We start from the raw sequence: 17,375 nt of genomic DNA on the forward strand, positions 1-17,375 counted from the left end.
ATTGTTAGTTTCCTTGTGTGATGTTGGCTGATATGGGTGGGAAGTAGCGGCTGACCGTTTCGGCGGTTTGTGCCAACCAGCTTTGGCGTTCTTGCTCGGTGCTGTCGGCCACCACTCGGAACATCAGCCGCTTGAAGGAGGTAATGCCGCAAAAGTCGAAAACGCAGTCCTTCCAAATCCGCTCCAGCGGATCGCCGAATACGGTGTTTTCGCGCTCTTCCGGGGTATTGGAGGTGTTGAATACCAGCGCGGCCTGCGCTTTGAGCAAACCTATGGGCAGCCCGCCGCCGTTATCGCCTTCAGGGAAGGTGTAGGCGATGTGCTGGCGCAGTACCCTGTCTACCCAGCCTTTCAAGATGGCGGGTGGCTGCCCCCACCAGTTAGGATGGATGATGATGATGCCGTTGGCGCGCATGATTTCCTGCTGATGGCATTTAAGCAGGTTGTCGTTGGTGTGGTCACCAGCTAATTCTTCCGAGCTCATCACGGGATTGAATTTTTCCTGATCCAAATCGTGGAAGTTTACTTGGTAGCCGTTGCTGCGCAGCGTAGCAGCTACGGTTTGGGCAATAGCGGCATTGAGGCTGCCGCCGTACGGGTGTGCGAGAATGACGGATATTTCTTGCATGGGGAAAGTCTCGATAGGGGTTTCTGCAGATAACGGCCGGGGTTTATACCACACTCCCGGCATTCAGGCTACCTGAAAAATTGCCAGCCTCGCCCCGCGCCGTTTGGCGATATAATGCGCCTGTTTCCCACCCTTCCGAAAGCCCGCAATGAGCGCCAAGCCCCTCTTCACCCTGCCCGACCAAAACGGCAACGATTTCGCCGCCGCCGACCACCTGCCGCTGGTGCTGTATTTTTATCCCAAAGACAGCACACCCGGCTGCACCACCGAAGCGCAGGAATTCAGCGCGCTCTTGCCCGAATTTCAGGCGCTCGGTTTTCAGGTAGCCGGCGTATCGCGCGACAGCGTGGCCAGCCATCAGAAATTCGTGTGCAAATACGCGCTGGAAGTGCCGCTCTTGTCGGATAAAGATGAAACCGTGTGCCGCCTGTTCGATGTCATCAAAGAGAAAAATATGTATGGCAAAAAAGTATTCGGCATCGAACGCAGCACCTTCGTTTTGGATGCGCAAGGCCACATCACGCGCGAATGGCGCAAAGTGAAAGCCGCCGGCCACGCCCAAGCCGTGCTCGACGCGCTGCGCGAAACAGCTTAGCAGAACACCTCCATGCAATACTGCTACCAAGCCCCTTTCGGCACGCTGCTGTGCCGCCTGCACAACGGCCTGCCCGCCGAAATCCTGCTGCACCACAGCGCCGCGCCCTTCCTGCCCGCACTGCCCAACGACACCCCGCTGGCACAATGGCTGGACAGCTATTTTTCAGGTAGCCCTGCCCCGCTGCCGCCGTTTGTGCCGCCCGCAGGCACGGCGTTTCAGCAGGCCGTGTGGGCGCAGATTGCCCAGATTCCGTTCGGCGAAACCCGCAGCTACCAGTGGATTGCCAAACGCATCGACAGCCATCCGCGCCCCGTGGGCGGCGCCTGCGGCAAAAACCCGCTGCCGCTGTTGATTCCCTGCCACCGCGTGCTCTCGGCCAACGGGCTGGGCGGCTTCAGCATGGGCGGCGATGCCGAACGCAGCCTGGCGGTGAAACGCTGGCTGCTCGCGCACGAAGGGGTGGCATGGTGAACCCGGCCGAGCCGCTGCCTGCCGCCTGGCAAGAGCCCATCGAGCAAACGCTGGACGAGCTCTTCCTCACCCGCCGCCTCGCCGCCAACACCCTGGCCGGCTACCGGCGCGATTTGGAAAAAATCGCCCGCCGCCTGCACGCGCAAGGATTGGATTGGCAGCAGGCCGATGCCGATGCCTTGGCCGATGCCGTGTACGCCCCGGATGAAAAACCCGCTTCCCAAGCCCGCGCCCTCTCCGCCGTCAAACAGCTCTACGGCTTTTTGCAGCTGCAAAACCGCCGCAGCGACAACCCCGCACAACACCTGCGCCCGCCGCGCCAAGGCCGCGCCTTGCCGCCGCTGATCGGCGAAGCGCAAATCGACGCGCTTCTGGCCGCGCCCGACACGGAAACCATCTTCGGCCTGCGCGACAAAGCTGTGTTGGAAACCCTGTATGCCACCGGACTGCGCGTGTCCGAAGCCGCCCAAATGCAGCTGCAGGATTTAGACTTGCAGCGCGGCGTGGTTACCGTAATCGGCAAGGGCAACAAGCAGCGCATCGTGCCGCTGGGCGCCGAAGCCGTGTATTGGTTGGAACGCTACCTGAAAACCGCGCGCGGCGAATTGCTCAAGCACGCCCCGTGCGATTTCGTATTCGTGGGGCAAAAACGCAGCGGCATCAGCCGCCAGTTGGTGTGGCAGATGGTGAAACGTTACGCCGCAGAAGCAGGCATCAGCGAGCTCAGCCCGCACGGCCTGCGCCACGCCTTCGCCACCCATCTGGTGAACTACGGTGCCGACCTGCGCAGCGTGCAGATGATGCTCGGCCACGCCAGCCTGAACACCACGCAAATCTACACCCACGTGGCCAACGAGCGGCTCAAACAGCTGGTGGCGCAGCATCATCCGCGTGGGTAGGCAAGATATCGCGGGTTAAAATGGAAATGAGGGCAAAGCGGCAGGCTGCAGGCAATACACGCATACGGCATAAAGAGCCACCACAATAGCCTGCTTATTTTCATTCACGCGATGTAGCGGCAGGCTACCTGAAAGCTTTCAGGTAGCCTGCCGTGCCGTTTTGTGGGAAAATCCGTACGTTTAAAATTATTCAAATCGGGCGAAAAATATTATGTTGGACAGAGAAGGTTATCGCCCCAATGTCGGCATCATCATCACCAACCAGCGCAACGAAGTGTTCTGGGGCAAACGCGTGCAGGAGCATTCCTGGCAATTTCCGCAGGGCGGCATCAAGCCCGGCGAAAGCCCCGAGGCCGCCATGTATCGCGAGCTGGCCGAAGAAGTCGGCCTTTTGCCGCACCACGTGAAAATCCTCGGCCGCACCCGCGACTGGCTGCGCTACGACGTGCCCGGCAACTGGGTGCGCCGCCAATGGCGCGGCGCGTATCGCGGGCAGAAACAGATTTGGTATCTGCTGCGGCTCACCGGCCGCGAAAGCGATGTGCACCTGCGCGCCAGCAGCCAGCCGGAATTCGACGCCTGGCGCTGGCACGACTATTGGGCACCCATCGACGAAGTGATTGAATTTAAAAAAGATGTATACGCCAACGCCCTGCGGGAGCTTTCGCGCTTCCTGCACAATCTGGAAACCCTGGAGCAGTTCAACCGGCGCCATGCCGCCCTGCCCGAGGAGCACACCCCCCGATGAGCGACATCCTCACCCGCATCCTCGCCACCAAACAGCAAGAAGTGGCCGCCGCCCAAGCCGCCCTGCCCTTGGCCGAACTGCGCGCCCGGGCTGCCGATATGCCGCCGCCGCGCGGCTTCGTACAGGCCATGTGCGCCCAACACGGCCAAGGCCGCGCCGCGCTGATTGCCGAAATCAAAAAAGCCAGCCCCAGCAAGGAGCTGATCCGGCCGGACTTCCATCCCGAGCAGCTGGCGCGCGCCTACGAAGCCGCCGGCGCCGCCTGCCTTTCCGTGCTCACCGACGAACCCTACTTCCAAGGCTCGGCAGGCTACCTGAAAACCGCCCGTGCCGCCGTGGCGCTGCCCGTGTTGCGCAAAGACTTCATGGTGAGCGCCTATCAAATCTACCAATCCCGCGCCATGGGCGCCGATGCCGTGCTGCTGATTGCCGCCGCGCTCAGCCCAACCCAGCTGGAAGAATTCGAAGGCATCGCCCACGAATCGGGCATGGCCGTGCTGTTGGAGCTGCACCATGCCGACGAGCTGGAAAAATGCCGCCACCTCACCACCCCGCTGCGCGGCGTGAACAACCGCAACCTGCGCACCTTCGAAGTGAGCCTGCAGCAAACGCTGGATTTGCTGCCCGAAATCACCGGCGAAGGCCGCATCGTGATTACCGAAAGCGGCATCCGTAGCCGCGAAGACGTGCAATTCATGCGCAGCCACGGTGTGCACAGCTTCCTAATCGGCGAAACCTTCATGCGTGCCAACGATGTGGGCGCGGAAGTGCAAAAACTGTTTGCTTGAGTTTTCAGGTAGCCTGCCATGAGGGTGAGGCTACCTGAAAACCCTATCCCAATGCTTCGTTTGCCTGCTTTCCTCCCGCCGGGGGAGCACGGAGGCAAAACAGTACGCAAGAGCAAGCCGGGCGCGCCCGTTACGACACCGGCGCCGACACGGCGGCATTGCATCGGCAGCGCCGCACCCATTCGGCGCATCCTGCGGCGCTACCGCTAAGCCGACCAACCTTGCCGCGTTTAACCCCATATTTCAGGTAGCCTGAACTTCCGCCCAAAGCGGGCAGAGGCTACCTGAAACAAGAAATCCTATCCCAATCCACACAGAGATACTGATATGACCAGCCCCGACAAAATCCTCATCCTCGACTTCGGTTCGCAAGTCGCCCAGCTCATCGCCCGCCGCGTACGCGAAGCCCATGTGTATTGCGAGCTGCACCCCTACGACATGCCGCTGGCCGACATCAAAGCCTTCAATCCGAAAGGCATCATCCTTTCCGGCGGCCCCAATTCCGTGTACGACAGCGAATATCAGGCCGACACGGGGCTGTTCGATTTGGGCGTGCCCGTGCTCGGCATCTGCTACGGTATGCAGTTTATGGCGCACCATTTGGGCGGCGAAGTGCAGGCAGGCAACCAGCGCGAATTCGGCTACGCGCAAGTGCAAACGCAAGACAGCGCGCTCACCAGCGGCATTCAAGACAGCGCGCCGAACACGCTGGACGTGTGGATGAGCCACGGCGACAAAGTGTGCAGGCTGCCTGAAAACTTCCGCACCATCGGCAGCACGCCCTCCTGCCCCATCGCCATGATGGAAAACGCCGAACGCCGCTTCTACGGCATCCAGTTCCACCCCGAAGTGACCCACACCAAACAAGGCCGCGCCCTCATCAACCGCTTCGTGCTCGACATCTGCGGCGCACAGCCCGGCTGGACCATGCCGAACTACATCGACGAAGCCGTGGCCAAAATCCGCGAACAAGTCGGCAGCGACGAAGTGATTTTGGGCTTGTCCGGCGGCGTAGACTCCTCCGTGGCCGCCGCGCTGATTCACCGCGCCATCGGCGACCAGCTCACCTGCGTATTCGTCGACCACGGCCTGCTGCGCCTGAACGAAGCCGAAAACGTGATGAAAATGTTTGCCGACAACTTGGGCGTGCGCGTGATTCACGTGGACGCGAGCGAACAGTTTATGGCGAAACTCGCCGGCGTGACCGACCCCGAGCAAAAACGCAAAATCATCGGCGCAGAATTCATTGAAGTGTTTGACGCCGAAGAGAAAAAACTCACCAACGCTAAATGGCTGGCGCAAGGCACGATTTACCCCGACGTGATTGAATCCGCCGGCGCGAAAACCAAAAAAGCCCACGCCATCAAATCGCACCACAACGTGGGCGGGCTACCTGAAAACATGAAGCTGAAACTGCTCGAACCGCTGCGCGATTTGTTCAAAGACGAAGTGCGCGAACTGGGCGTGGCGCTCGGCCTGCCGCGCGAAATGGTGTACCGCCACCCCTTCCCCGGCCCCGGCTTGGGCGTGCGGATTCTGGGCGAAGTGAAGCGCGAATACGCCGACCTGCTGCGCCAGGCAGACGACATTTTCATTCAGGAACTGCGTAACCGCACCGACGAAAACGGCACCTCTTGGTACGACCTCACCAGCCAGGCGTTTGCCGTGTTCCTGCCCGTGAAATCCGTGGGCGTGATGGGCGACGGGCGAACTTACGACTACGTGGTCGCCCTGCGCGCCGTCATCACCAGCGACTTCATGACCGCACACTGGGCGGAACTGCCCTACGCGCTCTTGGGCAAAGTGTCCAACCGCATCATCAACGAAGTACGCGGCATCAACCGCGTGGTGTACGACGTGAGCGGCAAACCGCCCGCCACGATTGAGTGGGAATAAACTAGGATTGCAGCATAAGTAAAGCCCTGCCGGATAATGGCAGGGCTTTATAGTGAATTAACAAAAACCAGTACAGCGTTGGCTCGCCTTGCCGTAACGTGTGTACTGTCTGCGGCTCGCCGCCTTGTCCTGATTTTTGTTAATCCACTATATTTTGTCTATGCTTGAGGCTACCTGAAAAATCCCCATTCAAAAACACAAGGCCTTGCCGTTGATTGCCTTGTCCGTATCGTTGTAATGCGCCGTCCAGCGGATGTTTTTGCCCTCCGCCTGCGGAATCAGCACCACTTCCTGCCCAAAGCGCGGCGTGCGCAGCAGAATCCAGCCGTCGCGGCTCACGGCATACACGCTCGGATAGGCCTGCCGAACGGTGTGCAGGCTGCTTTTGATGCCGCCGTCGGCCAATTCGGCGGCTAACTGTTCCTGCAACGGGGCAAGCATTTGGATTTCCTGTTTCATTTCAGCGGTGCGTCGGTAGTCGGAATATTGTGCGGACAGCAGGAACAGCGCGGCAACGGCGGCGATTGCACCGAGGCAGAAGGCAGCGAAGGTTTGTTTGGAGAGCATAGAGCATTCCTCCCGGTGGTTGGGTGTTGAATGATGGTGTTGATGTTTCAGGTAGCCTGCAATACAAGTACGGCTACCTGAAATTTTTCAGGTAACCTTTCACAGTTTAATCCGTGCCTTTTGCCCGATTTTCATAGAACTGCGCCTGCCAGTCGGCGAATCTGCCTTGCTCAATGGCTTCGCGCATTTCGGCCATGATGACTTGATAAAAATGCAGGTTGTGGATGGTGCACAGTTGCGCGCCGAGGATTTCGCCGACTTTGTCCAAGTGGTGCAGGTAGCTGCGGCTGAAGTTTTGGCAGGCGTAGCAGGTGCAGGATTCGTCCAGCGGACGTTTGTCGTGGCGGTGCTTGGCGTTGCGGATTTTGAGGTCGCCGAAGCGGGTGAACAGCCAGCCGTTGCGGGCGTTGCGGGTGGGCATGACGCAGTCGAACATGTCCACGCCGTGCGCCACGCCATACACCAAATCTTCGGGTGTGCCGACGCCCATCAGGTAATGCGGTTTGTGTTCGGGTAGCATGGGGGCGAGCGCGCGGAGCATGCGGTACATTTCGGGCTTGGGTTCGCCCACGGAGAGGCCGCCGATGGCGATGCCTTTGAAGCCGATGCCTTCCAGCCCGCGCAGGCTTTCTTCGCGCAAATCTTCGTACATCGCGCCTTGGATGATGCCGAACAGGGCGTTGGGGTTGTTCAGGTCCTCAAAGGCTTTTTTGCTGCGTTCGGCCCAGCGCAGGCTCATTTGCAGAGATTTCCTCGCCTGCTCGTGCGTGGCTTCGCCGGGCGTGCATTCGTCGAGCTGCATGACGATGTCGGAATTGAGCACGGTTTGGATTTTCATGGAGATTTCGGGCGAGAGGAAGAGTTTGTCGCCGTTAATCGGGCTTTTGAAGGTGCAGCCGTCTTCGGTGAGTTTGCGCATGTTGGACAGCGAAAACACTTGGAAGCCGCCGGAGTCGGTGAGAATGGGTTTGTTCCAGCCAATAAAGTCGTGCAGGCCGCCGAATTGTTCGATAACTTCGAGGCCGGGGCGCAGCCAGAGATGATAGGTGTTGCCGAGGATGATTTGGGCGTTGATGTCGTGCAGGTTTTGCGGGGTCATGGCTTTGACCGAGCCGTAGGTGCCGACGGGCATGAACACGGGGGTTTCGATGGTGCCGTGGTTGAGTTCGAGCGTGCCGCGGCGGGCGTAGCCGTCTTTTTTGTGCAGGGTGAAGTTGAGCATGGGAATAAAACGTTATAAATAATCCGGCGATTATAGCTAAAGCACTTCTTTCTTCCTACTGCATCAGCCCGCCTTGCCGTCTTGACCATACTGTCTGCCGCCCGATGCCTAGCGGGAAAAATGATTACTCCGGCGATATGGCAAACCGCCGCCGGCCCTGCGCTTTCTTTGCGCGGGGGGTGGGAAAACAGTATAATGCTGCCCCTTAAACAGGCACGTAGCTCAGTTGGTTAGAGCATCACCTTGACATGGTGGGGGTCGTTGGTTCGAATCCAATCGTGCCTACCAGAATTCGTGGAACAACAGGGGTTTCTGGGAACTTCAGTTGTTCTTTTTTGTTTGGCCGCCCGCTATAGTTTTAACTTCGTAGCCATTCCGTTTCCTTCAAAAACATTGTTTCAGGTAGCCTTTTGGATTGCTGTTAAGGCTACCTGAAAATCCGGTCAAACCGCTGTAAGGAACCCGCCATATGCGCCGTTTACCTCCCGCGCTTGCGCTATTGCTCACACTGGCCGCATTGGCCGCCATAGCATTGGCCGGCCTGTTCCTGCTGTTTTACTTTTTCGGTTTCGCCTAATGCAACAATAAAGGCTACCTGAAACCCAAACCATTCATCCGTTTATCCATTTCAAAGAAAGACAAACCATCATGTCCCAAATCAACATCACCCTGCCCGACGGCAGCATCCGCCAATACGAATCCCCCGTCACCGTTGCCCAAATCGCCGCTTCCATCGGCTCCGGACTGGCCAAAGCCACCGTGGCCGGCAAAGTGAACGGCGTATTGCGCGATGCCTGCGACCCGATTAGTGAAGATGCCACCGTGCAAATCATCACGCCGAAAGACCCGGAAGGCGTGGAAATCATCCGCCATTCCTGCGCGCACTTGGTGGGACACGCCGTCAAGCAGTTGTTCCCTAATGCGAAAATGGTCATCGGCCCGGTGATTGAAGACGGCTTTTATTACGACATCGCCGCCGAAAAACCGTTCACGCCCGAAGACATGAAGTCGATTGAAGAGCGCATGAAGCAGCTCATCAACCAAGATTACGATGTGATTAAAAAAATGCTGCCGCGCGCCGAAGTGATTGAAATTTTCAAACAGCGCGGCGAAGACTACAAACTGCGGCTGGTGGACGACATGCCCGAAGTTACCGAAATGGGCATGTATTTCCATCAGGAATATGTGGACATGTGCCGCGGCCCGCACGTGCCCAACACACGGTTTTTAAAGAACTTCAAGCTGACCAAAATGTCCGGCGCATACTGGCGCGGCGACAGCAACAACGAACAGCTGCAACGCATTTACGGCACGGCATGGGCCAGCAAAGACGAACTGAAGGCCTACATCACGCGCATTGAAGAAGCCGAAAAACGCGACCACCGCAAACTCGGCCGCCAGCTCGACCTGTTCCACCTGCAGGACGAAGCCCCCGGCATGGTGTTCTGGCATCCGCGCGGCTGGACGCTGTGGCAGGTCATCGAACAGCACATGCGCCGCGAATTGGACGCAGCGGGCTACCGCGAAGTGAAAACGCCGCAAATCATGGACAAAACGTTTTGGGAAAAATCCGGCCACTGGGCGAACTACAAAGACAATATGTTCCTCACCGCCTCCGAAAAACGCGAATACGCCGTGAAACCGATGAACTGCCCCGGCCACGTGCAGATTTTCAACAACACGCTGCGCTCCTACCGCGACCTGCCCATGCGTTTGGCGGAATTCGGCTCGTGCCACCGCAACGAACCTTCCGGCGCGCTGCACGGCCTGATGCGCGTGCGCGGCTTCGTGCAGGACGACGCGCACATCTTCTGCACCGAAGACCAGATTGCCGAAGAAACCCGCAAATTCAACTTGTTGGTGATGAAAATTTATCAGCAGTTCGGCTTTGAACACGTCAGCGTCAAACTCTCGCTGCGCCCCGAACAGCGCGCCGGTTCGGACGAAATTTGGGACAAGGCCGAACAAGGCCTGCGCGACGCGCTCACCGCCTGCGGCGTTGAATGGCAGGAATTGCCCGGCGAAGGCGCGTTCTACGGCCCGAAAGTGGAATACCACATCAAAGATGCGCTCGGCCGCTCTTGGCAATGCGGCACCATCCAGCTCGACTTCGTGCTGCCCGAACGCTTGGACGCGGAATACGTGGCCGAAGACAACAGCAAAAAACGCCCCGTGATGCTGCACCGCGCCATTTTGGGCTCGCTGGAACGCTTCATCGGCATCCTGATTGAAGAGCACGCCGGCTCCTTCCCACTGTGGCTCGCGCCCGTGCAGATGGTGGTGATGAACATTACCGAAAAACAGGCCGATTACTGCCGCGAAGTGGTGAAAAAACTCAAAGCCGCCGGCTTCCGCGCCGAAGCAGATTTGCGCAACGAAAAAATCGGCTACAAAATCCGCGACAACAGCCAATACCGCTACCCCTACCAAATCGTGGTGGGCGACAAGGAAATGGAAAACGGCCAAGTCGCCGTGCGCCGCAAAGCGGAAGATTTGGGCAGCCTGAAAGTGGAAGATTTTATCGCGCTGCTGCAAAAAGAGATTGCGGACACGATTGGGAAAGTCTGATTTCGGTTTGATGGTTTTCAGGCAGCCTGCACTTGGATTTTCAGTGTGCAGGCTGCTTTTGCCCATATCAGAATGTGGAAGGAAGAGCGATGAAGATATATTTAGCGGCAGCATTGCTGTTTTTATCTGCCTGCCGCAGTGGAGAGCCGCCGCTGGTGAAGCATGAGCTATACCTGCCGGAAGCCGTGCAGGGGCAGGGTTATTATGCGGAAGTGGAGTTGCCGTTTCTCCATTTGGATGAGCGGTGGACGGTGCCGTTGAACAGCGGTTTTGCGCTGTCTTCGTCGAATTCGGGCGGCGGCACGCGCATTGCCCTGAGCCACAGCGGCGCGCAGCCGTATCACGAATTGGGAGAGCGGCTGATGTTGAACGGCAGCACGGGCGGCGGCAGCCTGTATGAACGCCATCAAGCGGAGCTGTATGTGAAAGTGCACCGCGCGGATGCCCCGGAGTTGTGGCACTGCACGCCGCTGCGCCCCAAGCCGGATGTGCTGATGTACGATTGCGGAAGGCAGAACCCCCGCTACGAACAGACAGGACGAGGCGGCTGGCAGTGCAAAACGCCGCAACAGTGCAGTTTGACGATTGAAAGGCCGTAAGGTTGCCTAAAGATTAATCGGCAACCTACAAATGGAAGCTGGAAGGCGGACAATTTTTCAGGTAGCCTAGGGCTGCATGAGGCTACCTGAACATTCTTTCAGACAGTCATTTTAGAGGAAGAGAAATGGGGCAGAAGCGCTGGAAGAGGATCGCACTGGCGGTGTTGATAGTGTTTGCACTCATCGGTATGGTTGCTACTGTGGCAATTATCCCGTTTGTTGGCAACTATATCAGCGATATGAATAGAGAGGTGGATACCACGCCGCTGGTTTCTGTGCCGTTCAGTACGCAGCAAGTAGGCTATCAACAGACGATAAAAGATGTACCGATTCCGCACCATGGCTTGTTTGCGCTCACGGTGAGGTTGAAGCCGAAAACCGGAACACATCTTTCAAAAGAAGAGATAGACAATTTATTTTATCAGGCCAGGCATACGCCTTTTGTGGTGAAGTATGAGGTGCAAACAGCGGGCAATCCCGGCTTGCTTTATGGGAAAGACACGGTTGTGGCTGATTTCTCCACAGAGGAAAACGGCGATTTCATTTTCTCCGTTCACTCCGGATTTGTCCGCCAAGAGGGTAGATTGATGATACGGGCGGAGAACCTTATCCAAGTGCCGGAGTTTGCGAAGTTTGATGCATTTTTAGAGCTTAGGGAAAAGAAACCCAATTAAATAAGTAGGCATGGAAGGTTCTTCAACCATTCTGCCCGCACATCAAAGAGGCTACCTGAAACACCGCAAATTTGATAAACCGCGTTCTTACCAAGGAGTCTTGTCATGAAAGTTTTGGTTAATCTGTTCCATCCTCATCTTGAACGTTCTGTTGTAAACCGCGCTTGGGCGGATCGTCTTGCCAACCAGCCGGGCATTACCCTGCGCAATCTGTACGCACTCTATCCCGACGGCAAAATCGACGTAGCCGCCGAACAACGGGCTTTGGCCGAACACGACCGCTTGGTGTTCCAACACCCATTCTATTGGTACGCCACCCCACCGCTGATGAAGCAATGGCTCGATGATGTACTGACCTACGGCTGGGCATACGGCCCGGGCGGCAACGCGCTGGCAGGCAAAGAGTGGCTGTCGGCCATTTCCACCGGCGGCCCGGCAGACTCCTACCAAGCAGGCGGCTATAACCGCTTTTCCATGAGCGAGTTTTTGAAACCCTTGGTGCAAACTGCCTCCTTGCTGCAAACCGTTTTCCTGCCGCCGTTTATTTTCCACGGCGCAGTGGTGGCCGATAGCGAAGCCGTTCGCGCTTCTGCCGATGCACTGCTGGACTACATCCGCAATCCGCTGCTCGACCCGCAGAAAAAGCTGGCGGCACTGCAGGCCAAAATGGAAAGCGAAGGCGTAAAGCTGGAATAACAGCCGCAGGAATGTTGCCCACGCAGTTTGAGGCTACCTGAAATATATCCCTTGCCTTACTGCCTGCGGCTCGCCGTTTTGTTCTGCTTTTGTTAAGGGGCTGACGTAGATTAGCCCCAACTAAAAAGCAGCTACGCAACACAATTGGAGAGAAAGTCTGTATGACGGCATTAATGACAGCAATTCTTATCGGCATATTATTCGTTCTGTCGCTTGCCCTCTCGCTATTTAGTATTTGGAAAGCATGGGGCGCACTGCCTAGGGCAGGCAGCCTGCAGAAATTTTTGGCAATTTTATGGGCAGCGGCAGCGGTGTACCTGTTTTGTCCCGCGCTGTACAGCAAGTTGGCCATCGCATCGCACACCTCGGAATACAACCCCCACATTGGCGAAATCCGCCTATTCATCAACATATGGCTGGTTTTCCTGATGCCGATTGCCTTGCTGACCCCCACTGTTTTGACATGGCAGAACCGTTGGCATGGTGCTTGGGTATTTGGCAAACTGGCTGCGCTGTATGCAGGCATATCCATGCTCTGCACCATCCTTACGGGGGGATACCGCTGTTTGACAGCATCGTTACTGCCCTCATTATGGGGCTGGTGGGAAACACTGTTTGTGCAGCACGGCTGGGGTGGGACGCTATATGACTTGCATAATTGCCGATACGGTACCATGTCTTCTTTGATATGGTGGATGTGGGTAATTGCCGGCAGCAGTGCATTGCTCGTAGCACGGCTTTTGTGTACCATCCGAACAGAATTTCCAGATTGAATGCGATTCAAACGGCGCGGCCGGGCCAAATCAGAACTGCCGCTGCGGACAGGCTGGATTAAGATGCCGCCCGCGAACTGTTGGACTACATCCGCAATCCGCTGCTCGACCCGCAGAAAAAGCTGGCGGCACTGCAGGCCAAAATGGAAAGCGAAGGCGTAAATCTGGAATAACAGCCGCAGGAGGCAATGTTGCCCACGTAGTTTGAGGCTACCTGAAACTTTCAGGTAGCCTCTCATCTATTTGCCAAACGGGATTACAAACCTGCTGCCGCTTTCAAAGCTGCGGCCTTATCGGTGCGCTCCCAAGTGAACTCGGGCTCTTCGCGGCCGAAGTGGCCGTAGGCAGCGGATTTGCTGTAAATCGGGCGCAGCAGATCGAGCATCTGCACGATGCCTTTCGGGCGCAGGTCGAAATGTTCGCGCACGATGGTGATGAGTTTGTCTTCGCTGATTTTGCCCGTGCCGAAGGTGTCGATGGCGATGGAAGTGGGCTCGGCAATGCCGATGGCGTAAGACACTTGGATTTGGCATTGGGTCGCCAAACCGGCGGCCACGATGTTTTTCGCCACATAGCGGCAGGCATAGGCAGCGGAGCGGTCTACTTTGCTCGGGTCTTTGCCGGAGAATGCGCCGCCGCCGTGCGGGGCTGCGCCGCCGTATGTATCGACAATGATTTTGCGGCCGGTGAGCCCGCAGTCGCCCTGCGGCCCGCCAATCACGAAGCGGCCGGTGGGGTTGATGAGGTATTTGGTGTCGGCGGTAAGCATTTCGGGCGGCAGCACGGGTTTGATGATGTGCTCAATCACGGCTTTGCTCAGCTCTTCGTGGCTGATTTCGGGATTGTGCTGGGTGGAGAGCACCACGGTGTCGATGCGTTTCACTTTGCCGGTTTCGCTGTCGTAAACCACGGTCAGCTGCGCTTTGGCATCGGGGCGCAGCCAGGGCAGTTGACCGCTTTTGCGCACTTCGCTCTGGCGCTGCATCAGGCGGTGGCTGTAATAAATGGCAAAGGGCATCAGGGTGGGGGTTTCGTCGCAGGCGTAGCCAAACATCAGGCCTTGGTCGCCCGCGCCTTGGTTCAGGTCGAGGCCTTCGCCTTCGTTCACGCCTTGGGCGATGTCGGGCGATTGCTGGTCGTAATACACGCCCACCGCGCAGCCGTTGGCATCAAAGCCGAGTTCGGAGGCGTTGTAGCCGATTTTGGCAATGGTTTCGCGGGCGACTTTGATGTAGTCCACGTGCGCGGTGGTGGTGATTTCGCCGGCCAGCACGCACAGGCCGGTGTTCACCAGCGTTTCGGCCGCCACGCGGGCTTTGGGGTCTTGGGCGAGGACGGCATCGAGGATGGCGTCGGATACTTGGTCGGCCACTTTGTCGGGATGGCCTTCGGATACGGATTCGGAGGTGAAGAGGTATTCGCTCATGATATGTCTTTCGGATAATAGATAAACCTTGCGGCTTAGCAAGGAGGGCTCAGCGGGCAATAAAAAATCCCGCACTAAGCGGGAAGAGATATTGCCCGGCCTGATTCAGACGAGCCACATCGGCCTCTCGGCCGTCCACCTTACGCGCCGTTTGCGGCGGGCAGGTTGGCATGGATTCCCAACTCTTAATGCGCGGCAGATGATAACAAATCCCGCTTGCAGCGGCAAGCGGCGGGATGGGTTTCAGGTGGCCTCAGCGGGAAGAAGGCTACCTGAAAATTCATAGCGGCGGATAAAACCAAACATCGGCATAACAACACCACCCTGCCCAACGTTTCCTAGCGTGTAAATCAACAGCGTTGTTTACACAAAAAGGCTACCTGAAATTTCAGGTAGCCTTTGTCTGGTTGCGCACAGCTTAATTAGCGGCGGCCATTGTTGCTGTACACCATTTTGGTGCCTTCAAAGATGTGGATGCTGGCGGCGCAGGTGGCGGTGGAGCATGTTTTCATCGGCAGGGTGACGCTGTAGCGGCCGCTGCGCGGGGCGCGGTAGCTGAACAAGGGCACGCTGTCGCCCATCACGTCTTGTTTCACCACGCGGCCGTTGTGGCGCACGATGAGGTCGATGTCGGTGCAGTTGTCGTCGCAGTCGCCGTAGAAGGTATAGACTTTGCCGGCGGTGAGATCGAGCTGCTCGGTGTGGCTCTGGCCGGCGGCGAGGCGCTGTTGGCGCAGGAGGAAGACGCGGGCGGCCGGGTCTTTGTCTTTAACGATTTCCACGTTGCTCCGTTGGGCGCGCTGCAAGGAGGGGTCGTTGTCGGTGCTGCTTTCAAATACCTGTACGGAATAGGCGCAGGTGTCGTTGTCACAGTCTTCCATGCTGGCCTTGATTTGATGACGGCCGCCCTGTTCGGCACGGAAGGTTAGCTGGGGTACGTCGTCGCTATCGGTGTCGGCGGCAATGGTTTTACCGTTGGCGCTGACGGTGAGGTCGAGGTCGCCGCAGGCTGAGTCGCAGCGGCCGAACACGCTGTAATACTTGCCGGCGGTGAGTTCGACTTCCGTGCTGCGGCTTTGGCTGTCGGCAAGCTGGCCGCTGATCAGGGGCAGTTCGCGGGCTTTTTCATCGGCATCCTGCTGTGCTTCGCGGATCCGTTTCTGGGCAGATTCCAAGGATGCGCCTTCGTCGTCGCTGTTGCCTACTTTGCCGCCGCTGAATACTTGCAGTGCGGAGCGGCAGCGGTTGCGGGAGCATTCGTCCATGGTGGTGTTAAGCTCCACGCGGCCGTCGCGGTCGGCCTGCCAGGTGAAGCGGGAGCCGTCGCCACGGTTTTTACGGAACAGGACGGTGCGGCCTTGGGTAACGCTGAATTTGATGTTGGAGCAGTTTACGGAGCAGTCGGCAAAAACGGTGTATACCTGGCCGGCCTTCACATCCAGCGGGGTGGTGTTGCTTTGGCCTTCTTCCAGGCGCACGGTGCGCTGGAACAGCAGCTGCGCGGCGGGGTCTTCGCCTTTGATGGCTTCGCTGTGGGTGGATGCCTGGTCGGCGAGGTAGCGTTCGGCGGCGAAAGCAGGAAGGGATAAAGCGGCCAAAATCGGCAGCAGGGCGAGTTTTTTCATAAGTTGTTTCCTTTTATTTTGGGGGGAGAAATTTTGCCAAAGTGAAGCTGTGCAAAATTTTGCGATATTATGCCTAATCCTGTTAACTTTTCCAACCGTTTTACTCGGATTTGTGTATTTGGCTGATGCTTTGAAGGCTACCTGAAAGTACGGATTTCGGCAAAGTAATGGAAGTTTCTCCAAAAATGCTACGGCATCGGCTGAGTTTTGCCATACTGCTTATATCGTTTACAGTTTGCCGTGTGCCGCTTTGGCCTGTGTTTGTTTCTGCTAAAAGAGCCCGCGGTTTTAGATGGCCTTTTCAGGTAACCTTTTCGGTACGGCCTCTTTTGAGCCAAGTCAAACTTTGTAGCCGCAGCAGGGCGGTGGAAATCTGTTTTCATTGCATGATTGTCGGCCGCAACCCCTTGTTCTGCACAAGACTCTCCAGCTTGCCCGCGCAGGCTCACATTTAATAATCACTCTCAATTAACCCGATTTAACGGCGCAGCCGCTTGCGTTTTTCCCGGTAAAGCACGACAATCCACCACAACATATAGTGTTTAGAAATATTATTTGCACTATATGTTGTATTTTTAAGGATAGGGCTATGGAAACGCTGAATTTTACCCGCGAGCAGATCGTTTGGCAGGAAGTGCCGGGCGAAGTGTCGCTGGCGTTTCTGTTTTCCGGCTGCCCGCTGCGCTGCCAAGGCTGCCACAGTGCCGACAGCTGGAAGGGCAGCTTGGGCACCGAACTGACTGCTGAATACTTACAAAGCCGCTTGGAACGCTATCGCGGGCTGATTAGCTGCGTGCTGTTTATGGGCGGCGAGTGGCTACCTGAAAAACTGCTGCCGCTGCTGGCGCAGGTACGCGAAGCCGGGCTGAACACCTGCCTCTACACCGGCCTGGAGCAAGACGAGCTGGAGCGCGCCTCCATTGCCATCATCCCGCAGCTCACTTATCTGAAAACCGGCCGCTGGAAAATGGAGCTCGGCGGCCTCGACAGCCCGCACACCAACCAGCGCTTTATCGACCTGCGCAGCGGCGAAATGCTGAACCATCTGTTTGTGAAAGACACGCCCGCCGCCCGCCCCAAAATCATCCCCTTGGCGCCCGCCCCGCAACCGGCCGCCGAGGGCGCGTTTTCCCCGCCGGCCTAATGTAGGCCTTCCCGATAGCGGAATCCCGCTATCCCATCCACATCAAAAGGAGA

The 17,375-nt window shown here is 57.4% G+C and carries 18 protein-coding genes and 1 tRNA gene; 13 read left to right on the forward strand and 6 right to left on the reverse strand.

Annotated features, from left to right (window positions below):
- Positions 1 to 4: 4 nt before the first annotated feature.
- Complete coding sequence (locus ELB75_RS11215) at positions 5 to 628, reverse strand: NAD(P)H-dependent oxidoreductase (RefSeq protein WP_126983965.1); 624 nt, start codon at positions 626 to 628, stop codon at positions 5 to 7.
- A 148-nt stretch (positions 629 to 776) separates the two neighbouring features.
- On the opposite strand from ELB75_RS11215, the gene ELB75_RS11220 reads away from it, so the two are divergent.
- The 6 genes from ELB75_RS11220 (at position 777) to guaA (ending at position 6,028) form a co-directional block, all read left to right on the forward strand.
- Complete coding sequence (locus ELB75_RS11220; protein WP_126983966.1) at positions 777 to 1,223, forward strand: peroxiredoxin; 447 nt, start codon at positions 777 to 779, stop codon at positions 1,221 to 1,223.
- A gap of 12 nt (positions 1,224 to 1,235) precedes the next feature.
- The gene (locus ELB75_RS11225) at positions 1,236 to 1,697 is read left to right on the forward strand and encodes a methylated-DNA--[protein]-cysteine S-methyltransferase (protein ID WP_126983967.1); all 462 of its coding nucleotides are present in this window, start codon (positions 1,236 to 1,238) and stop codon (positions 1,695 to 1,697) included.
- A complete protein-coding gene (xerD, locus tag ELB75_RS11230) occupies positions 1,691 to 2,596 on the forward strand; it encodes a site-specific tyrosine recombinase XerD (protein ID WP_126983968.1) in 906 nt (301 codons plus the stop codon). The genes ELB75_RS11225 and xerD overlap by 7 nt, the downstream gene beginning before the upstream one ends.
- A 211-nt stretch (positions 2,597 to 2,807) precedes the next feature.
- The gene (locus ELB75_RS11235; RefSeq protein WP_126983969.1) at positions 2,808 to 3,344 is read left to right on the forward strand and encodes an RNA pyrophosphohydrolase; all 537 of its coding nucleotides are present in this window, start codon (positions 2,808 to 2,810) and stop codon (positions 3,342 to 3,344) included.
- Positions 3,341 to 4,132 carry an indole-3-glycerol phosphate synthase TrpC gene (gene trpC, locus ELB75_RS11240; RefSeq protein ID WP_126983970.1) on the forward strand — a complete coding sequence of 264 codons (792 nt, stop codon included), beginning with the start codon at positions 3,341 to 3,343 and terminating at the stop codon, positions 4,130 to 4,132. Before ELB75_RS11235 ends, trpC begins: the two co-directional genes overlap by 4 nt.
- Positions 4,133 to 4,459: 327 nt before the next feature.
- Positions 4,460 to 6,028, forward strand: coding sequence for a glutamine-hydrolyzing GMP synthase (gene guaA / locus ELB75_RS11245; RefSeq protein ID WP_126983971.1), 1,569 nt, complete (start codon positions 4,460 to 4,462; stop codon positions 6,026 to 6,028).
- A gap of 189 nt (positions 6,029 to 6,217) precedes the next feature.
- On the opposite strand, the gene ELB75_RS11250 is transcribed toward guaA, so the two are convergent.
- Entirely contained in the window at positions 6,218 to 6,595 is a 378-nt protein-coding gene (locus ELB75_RS11250; protein WP_126983972.1) for a hypothetical protein, read from the reverse strand.
- Positions 6,596 to 6,701: 106 nt separating this feature from the next.
- A complete protein-coding gene (gene tgt / locus ELB75_RS11255; RefSeq protein ID WP_126983973.1) occupies positions 6,702 to 7,817 on the reverse strand; it encodes a tRNA guanosine(34) transglycosylase Tgt in 1,116 nt (371 codons plus the stop codon).
- 211 nt (positions 7,818 to 8,028) lie between these two features.
- Between tgt and ELB75_RS11260 the strand changes: the two genes are divergently transcribed.
- From ELB75_RS11260 to ELB75_RS11285, 6 genes are all read left to right on the forward strand, one after another.
- Positions 8,029 to 8,105 (forward strand) — tRNA-Val (locus tag ELB75_RS11260).
- A gap of 360 nt (positions 8,106 to 8,465) precedes the next feature.
- Positions 8,466 to 10,385 carry a threonine--tRNA ligase gene (gene thrS / locus ELB75_RS11265; protein ID WP_126983974.1) on the forward strand — a complete coding sequence of 640 codons (1,920 nt, stop codon included), beginning with the start codon at positions 8,466 to 8,468 and terminating at the stop codon, positions 10,383 to 10,385.
- Positions 10,386 to 10,474: 89 nt separating this feature from the next.
- Complete coding sequence (locus ELB75_RS11270; RefSeq protein WP_126983975.1) at positions 10,475 to 10,984, forward strand: hypothetical protein; 510 nt, start codon at positions 10,475 to 10,477, stop codon at positions 10,982 to 10,984.
- 125 nt (positions 10,985 to 11,109) lie between these two features.
- Positions 11,110 to 11,658 (forward strand): hypothetical protein, encoded by a 549-nt coding sequence (locus ELB75_RS11275; protein ID WP_126983976.1) that lies wholly within the window; start codon positions 11,110 to 11,112, stop codon positions 11,656 to 11,658.
- A gap of 105 nt (positions 11,659 to 11,763) precedes the next feature.
- On the forward strand, positions 11,764 to 12,354 hold the full coding sequence (locus ELB75_RS11280) for an NAD(P)H-dependent oxidoreductase (protein ID WP_126983977.1): 591 nt from the start codon (positions 11,764 to 11,766) through the stop codon (positions 12,352 to 12,354).
- Positions 12,355 to 12,515: 161 nt separating this feature from the next.
- The gene (locus tag ELB75_RS11285) at positions 12,516 to 13,127 is read left to right on the forward strand and encodes a hypothetical protein (RefSeq protein WP_126983978.1); all 612 of its coding nucleotides are present in this window, start codon (positions 12,516 to 12,518) and stop codon (positions 13,125 to 13,127) included.
- Between the two features lie 256 nt (positions 13,128 to 13,383).
- Here ELB75_RS11285 and metK read toward each other — a convergent pair whose 3' ends face one another.
- The 3 genes from metK to ELB75_RS11300 form a co-directional block, all read right to left on the reverse strand.
- On the reverse strand, positions 13,384 to 14,553 hold the full coding sequence (gene metK, locus ELB75_RS11295; RefSeq protein ID WP_126983979.1) for a methionine adenosyltransferase: 1,170 nt from the start codon (positions 14,551 to 14,553) through the stop codon (positions 13,384 to 13,386).
- Positions 14,554 to 14,602: 49 nt separating this feature from the next.
- Complete coding sequence (locus tag ELB75_RS13075) at positions 14,603 to 14,725, reverse strand: hypothetical protein (RefSeq protein ID WP_277600820.1); 123 nt, start codon at positions 14,723 to 14,725, stop codon at positions 14,603 to 14,605.
- 250 nt (positions 14,726 to 14,975) lie between these two features.
- Positions 14,976 to 16,178, reverse strand: coding sequence for a hypothetical protein (locus ELB75_RS11300; protein ID WP_126983980.1), 1,203 nt, complete (start codon positions 16,176 to 16,178; stop codon positions 14,976 to 14,978).
- Between the two features lie 589 nt (positions 16,179 to 16,767).
- Between ELB75_RS11300 and nrdG the strand changes: the two genes are divergently transcribed.
- Entirely contained in the window at positions 16,768 to 17,322 is a 555-nt protein-coding gene (gene nrdG, locus ELB75_RS11305) for an anaerobic ribonucleoside-triphosphate reductase activating protein (protein WP_126983981.1), read from the forward strand.
- Positions 17,323 to 17,375 lie beyond the last annotated feature (53 nt).

This window comes from Eikenella corrodens, assembly GCF_003990355.1.
Taxonomy (GTDB): domain Bacteria; phylum Pseudomonadota; class Gammaproteobacteria; order Burkholderiales; family Neisseriaceae; genus Eikenella; species Eikenella corrodens_B.

Excerpts from the sequence above, each read along its gene's own strand:
- ELB75_RS11215 (WP_126983965.1), bottom strand. The coding sequence starts at position 628 with ATGCAAGAAATATCCGTCATTCTCGCACACCCGTACGGCGGCAGCCTC.
- ELB75_RS11220 (WP_126983966.1), top strand. The coding sequence starts at position 777 with ATGAGCGCCAAGCCCCTCTTCACCCTGCCCGACCAAAACGGCAACGAT.
- ELB75_RS11225 (WP_126983967.1), top strand. The coding sequence starts at position 1,236 with ATGCAATACTGCTACCAAGCCCCTTTCGGCACGCTGCTGTGCCGCCTG.
- xerD (WP_126983968.1), top strand. The coding sequence starts at position 1,691 with ATGGTGAACCCGGCCGAGCCGCTGCCTGCCGCCTGGCAAGAGCCCATC.
- ELB75_RS11235 (WP_126983969.1), top strand. The coding sequence starts at position 2,808 with ATGTTGGACAGAGAAGGTTATCGCCCCAATGTCGGCATCATCATCACC.
- trpC (WP_126983970.1), top strand. The coding sequence starts at position 3,341 with ATGAGCGACATCCTCACCCGCATCCTCGCCACCAAACAGCAAGAAGTG.
- guaA (WP_126983971.1), top strand. The coding sequence starts at position 4,460 with ATGACCAGCCCCGACAAAATCCTCATCCTCGACTTCGGTTCGCAAGTC.
- ELB75_RS11250 (WP_126983972.1), bottom strand. The coding sequence starts at position 6,595 with ATGCTCTCCAAACAAACCTTCGCTGCCTTCTGCCTCGGTGCAATCGCC.
- tgt (WP_126983973.1), bottom strand. The coding sequence starts at position 7,817 with ATGCTCAACTTCACCCTGCACAAAAAAGACGGCTACGCCCGCCGCGGC.
- thrS (WP_126983974.1), top strand. The coding sequence starts at position 8,466 with ATGTCCCAAATCAACATCACCCTGCCCGACGGCAGCATCCGCCAATAC.
- ELB75_RS11270 (WP_126983975.1), top strand. The coding sequence starts at position 10,475 with ATGAAGATATATTTAGCGGCAGCATTGCTGTTTTTATCTGCCTGCCGC.
- ELB75_RS11275 (WP_126983976.1), top strand. The coding sequence starts at position 11,110 with ATGGGGCAGAAGCGCTGGAAGAGGATCGCACTGGCGGTGTTGATAGTG.
- ELB75_RS11280 (WP_126983977.1), top strand. The coding sequence starts at position 11,764 with ATGAAAGTTTTGGTTAATCTGTTCCATCCTCATCTTGAACGTTCTGTT.
- ELB75_RS11285 (WP_126983978.1), top strand. The coding sequence starts at position 12,516 with ATGACGGCATTAATGACAGCAATTCTTATCGGCATATTATTCGTTCTG.
- metK (WP_126983979.1), bottom strand. The coding sequence starts at position 14,553 with ATGAGCGAATACCTCTTCACCTCCGAATCCGTATCCGAAGGCCATCCC.
- ELB75_RS13075 (WP_277600820.1), bottom strand. The coding sequence starts at position 14,725 with ATGCCAACCTGCCCGCCGCAAACGGCGCGTAAGGTGGACGGCCGAGAG.
- ELB75_RS11300 (WP_126983980.1), bottom strand. The coding sequence starts at position 16,178 with ATGAAAAAACTCGCCCTGCTGCCGATTTTGGCCGCTTTATCCCTTCCT.
- nrdG (WP_126983981.1), top strand. The coding sequence starts at position 16,768 with ATGGAAACGCTGAATTTTACCCGCGAGCAGATCGTTTGGCAGGAAGTG.